The 13,426-nt window shown below is 58.9% G+C and carries 9 protein-coding genes; 8 read left to right on the top strand and 1 reads right to left on the bottom strand.

Going from position 1 to position 13,426, the window contains the following annotated elements; all coding sequences use genetic code 11:
* Window positions 1–258: 258 nt before the first annotated feature.
* The 5 genes from VEG30_02830 to VEG30_02810 all read left to right on the top strand — a co-directional run bounded on the left by VEG30_02830 (window position 259) and on the right by VEG30_02810 (window position 8,658).
* Entirely contained in the window at window positions 259–2,067 is a 1,809-nt protein-coding gene (locus VEG30_02830; protein ID HXZ78836.1) for a hypothetical protein, read from the top strand.
* Between the two features lie 24 nt (window positions 2,068–2,091).
* Window positions 2,092–3,876, top strand: coding sequence for a hypothetical protein (locus tag VEG30_02825; GenBank protein ID HXZ78835.1), 1,785 nt, complete (start codon window positions 2,092–2,094; stop codon window positions 3,874–3,876).
* A 224-nt stretch (window positions 3,877–4,100) separates the two neighbouring features.
* Window positions 4,101–6,560 carry a UvrD-helicase domain-containing protein gene (locus VEG30_02820; GenBank protein HXZ78834.1) on the top strand — a complete coding sequence of 820 codons (2,460 nt, stop codon included), beginning with the start codon at window positions 4,101–4,103 and terminating at the stop codon, window positions 6,558–6,560.
* 121 nt (window positions 6,561–6,681) lie between these two features.
* Entirely contained in the window at window positions 6,682–6,843 is a 162-nt protein-coding gene (locus VEG30_02815) for a hypothetical protein (protein ID HXZ78833.1), read from the top strand.
* Window positions 6,844–7,095: 252 nt separating this feature from the next.
* Window positions 7,096–8,658: an amino acid permease gene (locus VEG30_02810; GenBank protein HXZ78832.1), complete on the top strand. Its 1,563-nt coding sequence runs from the start codon at window positions 7,096–7,098 to the stop codon at window positions 8,656–8,658.
* A gap of 249 nt (window positions 8,659–8,907) precedes the next feature.
* Here the strand turns inward: VEG30_02810 and VEG30_02805 are convergent, their stop codons facing one another.
* Window positions 8,908–10,353, bottom strand: coding sequence for an amidohydrolase family protein (locus tag VEG30_02805; protein ID HXZ78831.1), 1,446 nt, complete (start codon window positions 10,351–10,353; stop codon window positions 8,908–8,910).
* A 50-nt stretch (window positions 10,354–10,403) separates the two neighbouring features.
* Here VEG30_02805 and VEG30_02800 point away from each other — a divergent pair, with 50 nt between their 5' ends.
* From VEG30_02800 to VEG30_02790, 3 genes are all read left to right on the top strand, one after another.
* Window positions 10,404–11,087 (top strand): ATP-binding cassette domain-containing protein, encoded by a 684-nt coding sequence (locus VEG30_02800; protein HXZ78830.1) that lies wholly within the window; start codon window positions 10,404–10,406, stop codon window positions 11,085–11,087.
* The gene (locus VEG30_02795) at window positions 11,080–11,877 is read left to right on the top strand and encodes an ABC transporter permease (GenBank protein ID HXZ78829.1); all 798 of its coding nucleotides are present in this window, start codon (window positions 11,080–11,082) and stop codon (window positions 11,875–11,877) included. The genes VEG30_02800 and VEG30_02795 overlap by 8 nt, the downstream gene beginning before the upstream one ends.
* Before the next feature lie 159 nt (window positions 11,878–12,036).
* The gene (locus VEG30_02790) at window positions 12,037–13,182 is read left to right on the top strand and encodes a patatin-like phospholipase family protein (protein ID HXZ78828.1); all 1,146 of its coding nucleotides are present in this window, start codon (window positions 12,037–12,039) and stop codon (window positions 13,180–13,182) included.
* Window positions 13,183–13,426 lie beyond the last annotated feature (244 nt).

The raw sequence follows: 13,426 nt of genomic DNA, 5'->3' as shown, positions 1-13,426 counted from the left end.
CGTCTTGCCGAAAAACCTACCAGCCTCTACACTGAGGAATTTTGAGGTGTGACTTAATTGCTTCCGCCCGAAGCACTTATCGGGCGGGGAGGTTAAATGCGGCGGTTTCGTTCTCTGATTGGGCTCCCGGCGCTCCTTCTCCTTATTCCTGCACTCACCAATTGTGGCGGCTCCAAAGCCCCGGTCCCATCTCAAATCTCGATCACCCCCATCGGCGCATCTTTAAACTCAGGACAGGTTGTCAGCTTGCTGGCAACGGTGTCTGACCAATCTGGCAATACCATCAGCGGACAAACAGTAACCTTCTCTTCCAGCAATCCGGGCGTGGTCACGTTGTCCTCCCCTACCAGTCCCAACACGACGCAAACCCTGGTTAACGCCTGCGGCGGAATCTGGGACTCCGCCTTCGTCGATTGCCAAACAGGCCAGAGCGGATCGGCAACTATCACTGCTTCCACCAGCTCGATCACCGCTACCGTCACTATTTTCGTTCACCCCAAAGTGGACACGGTGAAGATCACTCCCACCTCGGTGGATTGCGTGTCCAACGGCAGCACCACCCAGTTCACTGTTCAGGCTCTGAGCGGCGGAACCGATGTGACCTCACTGGTGGGCTCGATTACTTGGCAGGTAGGCGACGCAAATGTCGCTTCCATCGATACCAACGGCGTAACTACCGCGAAAAATCCTGGCAAGACTCAGGTTTTCGCCAGCGTGGGTAACATCACCAGCGCGGGCGCGGGTTTTGTCACCTGCGCCGTTCAAAGCATTCACGTTCACGTCTCAAACGCCGCCGATACCACCTTCAGCCTCAGCTCTGGCACTACTGTCTCCTTGACCGCAGACATGGTGGACAGCAAAGGCGTGACTGTGACCGGAGTGATCCCCACCTGGAATTCTACCCAGCCGGCGGTAGCGACGGTGTCGGGTGGAACCGTGAGCGCAGTCGGGGCTGGCGTCACCGGAATTGGCGCTTCGTGCTCGCCCCCATCGTGTAATTCCGGGTTTAAGGCGATTTTCAGTAATCTCGCCATCGGCACTGTCAGCGGAACCACTAGCACCACAGTTTACGCAACCGGCACCAGCACCACCTCCCTGGTTCCTATTGACGCCACTGCGAACACTGCGGGCACCGCGATCACCCTGCCCAACACTCCGAATTCCTTTGTCTTTAACAAATCTGGCACCAAGGCTTACCTCGGAAGCGCCAATGGCCTGATGTCATTTGATACTTCCACGAACACCGTCACCACTCTGATCAGCACACCCGGAACAGTGATCGGAGTTTCTCCCGACGGCAATAAGGTCCTCTATTCCAATTCCAGCAGTGGCGCTGTCTTTGTATATGACGTAGGCAGCAACACCATCCCTAACACCATCGTCATCTCTGGCAATCCCGTCGCCGACTATCTTCTCGATAGCTCCAAAGCCTTTATTGTCTCGGGAACTGCTCTGGATGTTTTCTCTCCCTCCACTGCGCTCCAGACCATTACTCTCGGCGCTGCCGCCAATTCGGTCGCGGCGCTCACTCAGGGTTCCTTCTTCTATCTCGCTGGGGGCGTAACGTCGTCCATCACCGCTCGGGCCAGCTGCGACGGCTCCCAAGCGGATGCCATTGCTACCGCTGCCACTCCATCCCTGATCGGCGCCTTACCGAATGGCACCGCCGTCCTGGCTCTCGATCCACCCAAGCTGGAAGTAGTCGCGGCTACCACCGATGGAGCCGGTTGTCCTCCTACGCTTTCCGACGTGCTGAGTTCCTTCGATACTGGCCAGGGCTCGTTCACCCCGCGGCAGATCATCTTTCTGCCTGACAGTTCCAAGGCTTACATCGTCACCGATCAATCCAATCTGATCGTCTACAACACGTCGGCGGGGACGACCTCGACCATACCTCTGGCTAACGGCGCAGTGGCGTTCAGCGGCGGGGTCAAGCTCGATGGATCCGCGGTTTACGTCGGCGGGAGCGACAACACCGTCCATCGCATCGACACCAGCGCCGGTACCGATGCGCAACAGATCTCGGTATCGTTTACTCCCGACCTGGTTGCGGTGAGGCCAAAGTAGCTTTCGGAATTACCTGTGAAGCTTATGCTGAAGATTCTCCTCGCAATATTCGTTCTGTTTGCTTTCGTGCTGGCCAGTGCTCAAAGCAAGCCCGAAAGCGCTCCTCCCAACCTCGGCCAGCTCAATATCATGATCGCGCGCTTCGCTCCCACGCAGATCCGGGTGGACACCAGCCACCTGATTAATGGTGACCAGCAGGCGCTGGCCAAGCTGATTCAGGCCGCGCGCATTCTGAATCCACTGTTCATGCGCCAGCTCTGGAGCCAGAATCTCGCAACCTACGATAAGGTGAAGTTGGACCGAACGCCTCTGGGCGAAGCTCGCGCACACTACTACTGGATCAACAAAAATCCCTGGTCGGAGCTGGATGAACACAGAGCCTTCCTCCCCGGGGTTCCTCCCCAAAAGCTTCCCGGCGCGAACTTCTATCCCGAAAACATGACCAAGTCTGAATTCGAAGACTGGCTCAAGACCCTCTCTAAGGACGAGCAAGATCTGGCCACCGGCTTTTTTACCGTGATTCGCCGCGATACCGCTGGCAAGCTGCGAGTTGTCCCCTACAACCAGGAATATCAGGCGGATCTGGAGAAGGCCGCCGCGCTGCTGAGAGAGGCTGCAGCGCTTACTCCAAATGCATCGCTCAAGAAATTTCTCAATTCGCGCGCTGCCGCCTTCCTGTCCAACGATTATTACCAGAGCGACATCGACTGGATGGATCTGGACGCCCCCATCGACATCACCATCGGCCCCTACGAGACCTACAACGACGAACTCTTCGGCTACAAAGCGGCTTTTGAGGCCTACGTCAATCTGCGCGACGACGCCGAAACCAACAAGCTTGCGGCTTTCGCAAAACATTTGCAGGAGATCGAGGACAATCTGCCCGAGGATCCCCAATACCGCACTCCCAAGCTCGGCGCCGCCGCTCCCATTCGTGTGGTAAATGAGGTCTTCAGCTCCGGCGATGGCGAAAAGGGAGTGCAATCAGCCGCCTATAACCTGCCCAATGATGACCGCGTGGTGCAGCTCAAGGGCAGCAAGCGCGTCATGCTGAGGAATATTCAGGAAGCCAAATTCCGCAGCGTGCTGATTCCCATCGCGCGCCGCGCACTGGCGCCACAGCAGCAGGCCGACGTCAGCTTCGAACCGTTCTTCACCCATATCCTCGCTCACGAACTGATGCATGGCCTGGGACCCCACCAGATCATCATCGCCGGCCGCGAAACCAATCCGCGCCTGGAATTGAAAGAGGTCTACAGCGCCATTGAAGAAGCCAAAGCCGACGTCACCGGCCTTTTTGCGCTGCAGTACATGATGGATCACGCGAAGGAGATGGACCTCACCGGCATCCTCCCCGCTGATGAAGCCGCCGAACGCCAGCTCTACACCACGTTTCTTGCTTCGGCTTTCCGCAGTCTGCGGTTTGGCTTGAACGAAGCCCACGGCAAGGGCATGGCGCTGCAGTTCAACTACCTGATGGCCAGAGGCGCATTCGTCGCCCGCCCCGACGGAACTTTCGGCGTCGATTTCCAGAAAATCAAACCCGCGGTCCGCGACCTGACGCACGAGCTGCTGACACTGGAAGCCACCGGCGATCACGATGGCGCGAAGCAGATGCTGGACAACCTCGCCGTGCTTCGTCCCGCGGTGAAGGCCGTGCTCGATAAGCTGCAGGGCGTGCCTGTCGATATCGAGCCGCAGTTCGTGACGGCAAACGAGATCGCTCCCGATCCGAATGCCCCAGCCCCGTCCGCGCCTGCTCCACCTCCCAAGCGCAAGGCGGGAAAGCAACGCGCCGTACACGGATAGATCCAACGGCGGAATGCTTTCAGGATCCGAGAAGGTGTCCTCCTGAGCGACGCGCCTGTTTTTGTCTTATCGACCCGCGTTCCCTCCGAGTCGCCGGCCGGGAGTCGAAGGATCTGGCGTTTGCACCCACATTGAACACTCTCTCACCAGCACACCTGCGAACGACGCAGGCAATATCGGTCTCACGCACTGCTCCTTCATTTATATTGTTACCAGGGCATCCATTGCATCTCCTCGATCAACTCAATCCCCAGCAACGCGAAGCTGTGGTCACGACCGAAGGCCCGCTGCTGATCCTGGCTGGAGCCGGAAGCGGCAAGACTCGCGTCATCACCTATCGGATCGCCTACCTGCTGGAGGAGAAAGGAGTGCGGCCGGAATCGGTTCTCGCAGTCACATTCACCAACAAAGCCGCGCAGGAGATGGCCGAGCGAGTCGAGAAGCTGGTTGGCGGCTTCAGCGTTACCCGCCCGCTGGTCTCAACGTTTCACTCGCTGTGTGTTCGAATTCTGCGGCGCGACATCGAAGCGCTGCGCGTCGGTGAGGTGGGCTACCGCAAAGACTTTGCCATTTACGACGAAACCGACCAGCTCTCGGTGGTGAAGGCCGCCATCCGTCGTCTCGGGCTCGACGACAAGCAGCTCACGCCGCGTTCCGCGCAGGCGCGTATTTCCTGGGCCAAAAATCACATGCTCGATCCGCAGGAGGTGTACCTGCACTCCGGCGATCCCAAGACCGAGCAGATCGCCCATGTCTACGAGATCTACCGCCAGGAATTGCGCAAGGCCAACGCGCTCGATTTCGACGACCTGCTGCTGGAAACCGTCCGCCTGCTGAAGTCTTCCGAAGAGGTCCGCCACTACTACACCCGCCGCTTCCAGTATGTCCTCATCGACGAATACCAGGACACGAACCGCCCGCAATACGAGCTTATGCGGTTGCTCGCCGGCGAGCATCACAACGTCTGCGCCGTCGGCGATGAAGACCAGTCCATCTACTCCTGGCGCGGAGCCGACATTCGCAATATCCTCGAATTCGAGCGCGACTTCCCCAACGCCCGCATCGTACGCCTGGAGCAGAACTACCGCTCCACGCACCCGATCCTGCAGGCTGCCTCATCGGTCGTCGCCAACAACATTCACCGCAAGGGCAAGAATCTCTGGACATCGCGCGAGGGCGGCTCACATATCGGTTACTACGAGGCTCCCGACGGCGAGAATGAAGCGCTGTTCGCTGCCGACTACGTGAACCGCTACATTCAGCAGGCCCGCCAAAAAGGGCTAGAGAGCCCGCGCGCCGCCGTGCTCTACCGCACCAACGCGCAGTCGCGGCTGTTTGAAGAGGCGATGCGGCGCTACCAGCTCAAGTATCACGTCGTGGGCGGTTTTTCATTTTACGAGCGCGCCGAGATCAAGGACATGATCGCCTACCTCAAGCTCATCCAGAATCCAGATGACTCCATCGCCTTTCTGCGCGTCGTAAATACTCCCGCGCGCGGCATCGGCAAAGGCACGACGGATGTCCTCGATAAGCTGGCCATCGAAACCGGGTCTTCCCTATGGCGCGCTACCGGCCAGGCAATTGCCAACATGCTGGTCCCGGCGCGTGCTGTCGCTGCGCTCAAGACATTTCGCGACATCATCGAGGGCGGCCGCGCCATGCTGGAAGGTACTTACCCGCAGTGGCTCGGGTTCGCCGAAGACAGAAGCGACTCCGATGCCGCTGATCGTTCCGAACCCGAGCAGCAGCCTCGTCCGGCAACCACGGCTGAGCTTTTGAAATATCTCCTCGACCGCACCGGCTACATCAAATCACTCGAAGAGGAAGACACGCCCGAGTCGCTGGCGCGAATCGAGAATCTTCGAGAACTTGTAAACGCCGCCATGGATTCTCGCGACCGCGGCGAAAACATCCAGGAATTCCTCGACCACGCTGCTCTTGTCAGCGACGCCGATCAGTACGATGCGCGTGCCCAGATCACGCTCATGACCCTGCACGCCGCCAAGGGCCTGGAATTTCCGCTGGTCGTTCTGGCAGGCCTGGAGGAGGGCCTCTTCCCGCATTCGCGCACATTCCTCCATCCCGATGACATTGAAGAAGAGCGCCGCCTCGCCTATGTAGGAATGACGCGGGCAATGGATCACCTGGTTCTCAGTTGGGCGCGCTATCGCCGCCGTTACGGCACAGACATGCCGGAAGCCAGCGTGCCTTCTCGTTTCCTCGAAGAAGTTCCCGCGACGCTTCTCGAAGACCTGGGTTCCCCCGGAAAGCGTCACATTGCAGCGCTGCCGGATCGCGAGGAACGCTACAGTCCGGGTGACGATCACGATTTCGGCACTCCTCACTATGCCTACGAAGATGAGGACCAAAGCCGAATTTCCCGCTCACGAGCGCAACCGGCGCGCCGGTCTTCATACGCCGGCCCGACGTATAACTCCATCGAGAACATCGCTGAGTTCTTTGCGTCGCGAGGCAAAAAATTCTCACGCCCGAAAATGGAGGTCGAACCCACGAAGGGAAAGAAGGGCTTTCGTCCCGGGCAGCGCGTCCGCCACCCCAAATACGGTGAGGGCACCGTTTTCAAACGCGAGGGCGATGGGGACGACGCCAAGATTACGGTACAATTTCCACGCTTCGGCGTGAAAAAGCTGGTAGAAAAATACGCTCAGTTGGAAAGCTGCTGAGGAAACTGTAATCGGGTTATGTGAAATCCTGTGATTTTAGAGGGTGTCCCATCCTGGCCGTCTTTTAGCTAGGGTGGGAGGTCGAGGCGATGCCTCGCCGGAGAGGATACTGATCGAACTCATGAATACCAAGACCATCACTAATCGCCTCGAACGCAAGAAAGCCAAGCGCACAGCGCGCAAGAAGGCGCAAGCTAAAAAGCCACTGGGCAAGCGCACTGCTCCTCGGGGCTCGATGAAACGCAAGATGAAGAAGATGGTGCGAGGGCAGTCGAAACGTTAGCCGAGGCCTGGTCTTCACTGATTCAGCACTCAGCCGTCAGTTTTCGCTGGCGGCTGAGTCTTTCTTTTGTCATGCTGAAATGCAATTCGTCCAATGGAATGGGCCAGGTCTAAGGTGCCTTCAGATGGCATGTACGCTGGGGTCATGCTGAGCGAAGCGAAGCATCTAAGTATTTAGTAGCCAGGCTTACTATTCAGCTCGGTCAGTATCCTGGCCGCAGCAATGAAGCTGTCTCAAGTTAAGGAATCACTTTTGGCACGCGGAACTGCAATTAACAACCTCCCACGAACTGGCTCCCAGCTCCTGGCCCGCAAATCCATCGACAAGCTGATTGCCGAATCACAGCAGGAGGGACATCGGCTTAAGAAGAGCCTCGGCCCCTGGAGCCTGACCGCACTCGGGATCGGCGCCATTATCGGTTCCGGCATCTTTGTCCTGACGGGAACTGCGGCCGCCGGCGAGCACTTCGAGATCCCCTCCATTCTCCACGCACAGGTTCTCGATCTCATCGTCAATCTGTTCCAGCACGGCAGCTCTGCCGGCGTGTTGATGCACGGCCGCCCGCCTGCTGGTCCCGCGATCGCTCTCTCCTTCGTGCTGGTGGCGATTGCCTGCAGCTTCGCCGGTCTCTGCTACGCCGAACTGGCCTCGATGATCCCCATCGCGGGCAGCGCCTACACGTATTCGTACGCCACGCTGGGCGAGATCTTTGCCTGGATCATCGGCTGGGACCTGATTCTCGAATATGCAGTAAGCAACGTTGCTGTCGCAGTCGGCTTCAGCGGATATCTCAAGGCGCAACTCGCCGCTTTCGGTTGGGTGCTGCCCGACAAGTGGTCCAGCGCGGTCTGGGCATCGGGCCATTGGACCGGCGCTTACTTCAATCTTCCTGCGTTCCTCATTGTAATGATCCTCACCGTGCTGTTAATCCGCGGGGTGCGCGAATCCGCCGAGACCAACAACGTGATGGTCACCATCAAAATCCTGGCCATCTTTGTATTTTTGATCATCGGTGGAATGCTGGTCCGCCCCGCCAACTGGCATCCCTTCGCGCCTTCCGGTTTTGCCGGTATCGTCACCGGCGGCGCCATCATTTTTTTCACTTACATTGGCTTCGATTCCGTTTCCACTGCCGCTGAAGAAGCGCGCAACCCGCAAAAAGACATCCCCTTCGGCATCATCGCCTCGCTTGTGGTCTGCACTATTCTTTATGTGGGCGTGGCCGTGGTCTTACTTGGAATGATGAAGTACACCACGTTCGCCGAGGGCGCCGCCGCTGAAGCCCCGGTGGCTTATGCCCTGAAGCAGCTTGGTGCACGTCCGATTTTTCAAACCGCTATCATCATCGGTGCCCTCATGGGCATGTTGTCTTCGCTGCTCTGCTTTCAGTACGGCCAAACCCGCATCTGGTTCGCCATGTCTCGCGATGGTCTGTTGCCTGGCATCTTCTCCACGGTGCACGCGCGTTTCAAAACCCCGCACTGGTCTACCTGGATCGCTGGATTCGCCGTCGGCCTGCCGGCGGCATTCGTCGATATAGGCGACGCCGCCGATCTCTCGAACATCGGCACTTTGTTTGCCTTCGTGCTGGTCTCTATGGGAGTGATCTTCCTCCGCCGGACGCAGCCCGACCGCCCGCGGGGATTTCGTGTGCCGCTGGTCCCGCTGTTCCCTCTGATTTCAGTCGTCCTCTGCGGAGGACTGATGACTGGCCTGACCGTCATCACCTGGGTGCGCTTCTTCGTCTGGCTCGGTCTGGGATTGTTGGTGTACTTCCTCTATAGCCGACGACATAGCGAGTTCAGCAAAAACTAGCGCGAGTCTCCGCCTGGAATCGAGAAATCTTAATGAGTGTCATCCTGAGGGCGGGCCGACTCCGGGTCCCCAGCCGTTTTTGGTTTGCCGGGGTGGCTGGAGGCGCGGGTCGAAGGACCTTGCGGTTGGTAGCGATAAGCGTCCTACTCATTCCGCAGCCAGGTCTCCGCCATGTCGAATGTTTCGAAAGGTCGCGGCCTGGCCTCGACTCCCTTCTCACTTCACCCGATCTCCCGAGCTTACTTTCCCTCACTGCATCCCCACCGACCCGCGCACAGACTCGATGAGTTTTCCCGGGTCGTATCCGATTCCATCTTTGAACACCATCTCGATATGCTCGATATCGTGAATATCACGCGAAGGGTCGCCCTTGATCAGCAGAAGATCCGCCTGCTTACCCGGGGCAATGCTACCGATTTGGTCTGACGCCCCGAGAAACTGCGCGCCGTTATACGTTGCGATCTTGATCGCCTCCAACGGAGTAAATCCCGCTTCCACCAGCAGCTCCAACTGCCGCTGGTCTCCAAAGCCGGCAATTACCCCACCGTAGCCCGTTGGATCCTCGCCGGAAAGCAGCAGCCCCCCAGCCTTCGCGAATTCGCGTTCGAATTGCATTTCCTTCGGGAAGAGCACCGGCCAGGGTGAATCTTTGCTCTGCCCGATGATTGCACGCCGCGCCAGATAGTCCACCCGCGCATCCGGGCACAGCGCGTCAAGCACACGCTGATCCAGCGGCGGACGATTCGGAACAAACGTCTCGAAGATGGATAGCGTCGAGGTGACCGCAACCTTGTGTGCCACCAGTTCACGAATGGTCTGCTGGATTTCCGGCCCGCTCACATCCAGTTTCGCCAGAGTTTCGCGGACCGGCTTCTGGTCGGGACACACATCACGCTGCTTGCCGGGAGTGAATTCCGTATCGACTGCCAGCCCATGCTCGAGATCGTCGATCCCCAAGGCCGCAGCTTCGCGAAAACCAACCGAGCACAGGTGACCAGTAATCTTCAGACCGCGCTTGTGCGCCTCTTCGATGGCCGCAGCCAATTCGTCATGCGTGATGTGCATGTAGGCTTTGAAAGAAGTCGCGCCTTTTTCCGCCCAGAAAGCGACTGTGCGGCGCGCGTCGTCGGCATCCTTGAGCTCCCCCATGTTCACCGTGTAAGCGCCGGCTCCTTCGAGGTATGGAGCGGTGACGTACATTTTGGGACCGGGAACCTTGCCGGCATCAATCTGCTGCTTGAGAGAGAGATCGGACACGCCAGACACGGACCCAGTGGTGCGTATGGTCGTAACTCCGCCCGCCAGATACAGCCTCGGAAAGCTGAACAACTGGGGATTGTAGGTGGGCATGCGGCGTCCCGCGGGATAGAACAGGTGGTCATGCATGCCGACGAGGCCGGGCATGACGGTGTAACCGCTGCGATCGACGACGCGCGCGCCATCCGGAATGTCGGTACTCTTCGTTGGTCCGACGGTCTGAATCTTTCCGCCGCTGAGAATCACCGTCTGATCCTCGCGTGCAGCAGCGCCCGTGCCATCCACAACACGGACGCCGGTGAAAACAATAACGGACGCGTCGAGCGAAACAAAGGCGCGCACTTCCGGTGAGAGGCTGGTTTGAGCAAAGAGCGGCAGGGTGAGGACTAACGACGCAAGCAAGGCTTTCATGGCGACGAATAGAGTAACCCATCCCAAACTACAAGACCTCCTGATAAGCTGATCCGCAAAAACCTGGAAGCATCCCTATGCAAGCCGCGGATCCCATCCTTCGCGCCGAACATTTGACCCGGCGCGTTGGCGAACTCGTTATCGTCAATGATGTCAGCCTGGAACTCCGGCGCAGTGAAGTTCTGGCAGTAGTGGGACCCAGTGGTTCCGGTAAAACTTCGCTGCTGCGCCTGATTAATCGCCTCGATGAACCCACGTCAGGGACCGTTTTTGTCGAGGCCAAAGACTATCGGGAGATCCCGCCGCGCGAATTGCGCCGCCAAGTCGGGATGGTGACGCAGCGCGCATTTCTCTTTCCCGGCACTGTCACTGACAACGTGCAGTACGGGCCCGAGCAAAAGGGCGAGGAACTTCCGGCGGCTGAGGTCACAATGCTGCTGGAAAAAGTTGGCCTCCCCGGATACGCACAACGCGACGTCACACACTTGTCCGGAGGCGAGATGCAGCGCGTCTCGCTCGCTCGCGCGCTTGCCAACCGCCCCTGCGTGCTATTGCTGGATGAGCCCACTTCGGCTCTGGACGAGAAAGCCAAGCAAGAAGTCGAGACGCTGTTCCGGGATGTGGTCCGGCAGAACGGTCTGGCCGCGATCCTGGTTACCCACGACCAGGCGCAAGCCGCAAGGCTGGGCAGCAGGATCGGAGTGATCGAAAAAGGACGGCTGGTAAAGATTGGGACCCCACAGGAGGTACTCAGTGCTTAAGAGTGTCTTCCACAGTCAACTGGCTCTGGGCCTGGCACAGGCTGCAGTATCCGCAGCGCTCGTGATGTTCGTAATGCTGATAGCGCGCAGGCGGCAAATCCGGATGCAGGGCCATACCGCGCTGGCGCTCTTGCGCGGGCTCATACAGATCATGGCGGTGGGCTCCATCCTGGTGCTGCTGATGCGTGGTCCACGCTGGACCAGCATCTTCCTGCTGGCCGCAATGATTGCCGCCGCCGGTGCAACTTCCGCCGGTCGCGCCAAGAACATCCCCGGCGCATTTCAGGTCTCGACCTATGCCATCGCCTGCGGGGCGGGGTCAGTGATCGCCTTGATGACCTGGGCCGGCGCTATCGACACCGCGATCACATCCCTGATCCCGGTCGGCAGCATGCTGATCGCTAATGCGATGAACACGAATGGCCTGGCCCTGAATCGCTTCCGCGCGGAAGTGCTCTCGCACGTAGGCGAGATCGAAACCGGGCTGGCGCTCGGCGCAGGTCCACAGGAAGTCTCGCTGCCCTATGCGCAGGCGTCCTATCAGGCCAGCCTGATTCCAGCCATCGACAACATGCGCTCGCTGGGCATCGTTTGGGTACCCGGACTGATGGCCGGCATGGTGCTCTCCGGCGCCCATCCGCTCTACGCAGCGGTCTATCAGTTCGTGGTGCTCGCCATGATCCTGGCAGCTTCTGGACTGACTTCGCTGATCAGCACGACGCTGATCCGCGCCCACGCTTTTTCGCCCGCGGAGCAGTTGATTCTGCAGCCCGGACCGGCGGAGAAATGAGGGACCTGCTTTTTCCTCATCGCCGCCAGGAACTTCAGTGGGGTATTTTCTTCGCGAGCGCTCAATCGCTACGCTGCGCGGATCACCACCTCCATTTGAATCCCTTCTTGCCAACACGATGGGCTTCGTGCCAAATGTGTCTCCGGCTGGAGGACTCCATTGGACACACAAACTCCTCCCACAAAAACCCGCAAGCGGCTGCTGTCCATTGATGGCGGAGGCCTGGCAGGCCTGATCCCGGCTGAGTCCCTCATCCTCATCGAGAAGCAGCTCGACGACCTGACGGAAAGTCCGCAGCCGCTTTGCGATCGCTTCGATCTGATCGGCGGCACCAGCACCGGCGCCATCCTCGCTGCCGGGCTGGCTCTCGGCCTGTCTGCGAAAGAGCTGCGCGACTTCTATCTCAATCACGGCCGGGAAATCTTCACCAGGTCTCTCTTGCCGGTACAGCTCTGGCACAAATATCCCAGCGGGCCGCTGGAGAAGAAATTGAAGGAAGTCCTTGGGCAGGACACCACCCTGGGCAGCGATCGGCTGCGCACCACGATCCTGATCGTCACCAAGAACGCTACAGCCGGCAGCACTTGGTTCTTCACCAACAACCGCAACGGAAGATTCTTTCAGCGCGATACCGCGCTGCCGCTGTGGCAGGTCGTTCGCGCAAGCACAGCGGCGCCCACCTATTTCCCTCCGCAAAAAATTGCCATTCCCGACGACACCGGCCAAAAACAGACTTACGAATTCATCGACGGAGGCGTCAGCAGTTACAACAACGCCTCCTTCCAGGTTTTTCTCGAAGCGACCACTCCGCAGTACGGTTTCGGTTGGCCCACTGGCACAACCAACCTGCTGCTGTTGTCACTGGGCACGGGCTATAACCCGATCACCATTGCCGAGGGAAAAGCTGCGGATTACAACCTTCTCTGCTGGGCCAGATACCTGGTCAAAGAGTTGATGGCCGACGCAAATCTGCAGCAGAACATGCTGATGCACCTGATCGGCGAGCGGCCTCCCAAAGCGCAGCTTGCCGCAGCAATGAATCTATCCAGTGTTCAGGCGGGCACGCCCAGCGAAGATGCACTGAACCGGGTGGCCGCGGGATTGGGCACGAACAAGCTGCTCACCTACCAGCGCATTACCATCAGCCTGACACGCGAGCGGCTCGAGACGCTCGGTCTGGGCGATATCGATCCGGTCAAGGTCCGTGAGCTGGATGCCGCGGATCAGATCGAAAATCTTCGCCGAATCGGCGAGAAGGTCGCGCAGGAACAAGTGGACATGAAAACGCTCATGCATTTCTTCTAATTCGGAGATATGCCTGTCATCCCGACCAAGCGATGGGATCGGCTCAGGCGATCCCATCGCGCGCGGAGGGACCTGCTTTTCCCTCATCACATCCAAGAACTTCGGGTACCCACTCAAGCCCTCTTGTGGCCTGTGTGGAAACAAAAAACCTCGTGGGAACGGACGTCCCGTCCGTTCAGGTCGAGGCCTGGCCTCGACTCATTCCGTGAGCCGCAAAGCGGCGGCACTGCGTGTCCGCCCCTGA

Source organism: Terriglobales bacterium (assembly GCA_035624455.1).
Classification (GTDB): domain Bacteria; phylum Acidobacteriota; class Terriglobia; order Terriglobales; family Acidobacteriaceae; genus DASPRM01.
Note: the sequence above shows the minus strand (reverse complement) of the source record. Positions and strands in the feature narration are given on the sequence as shown.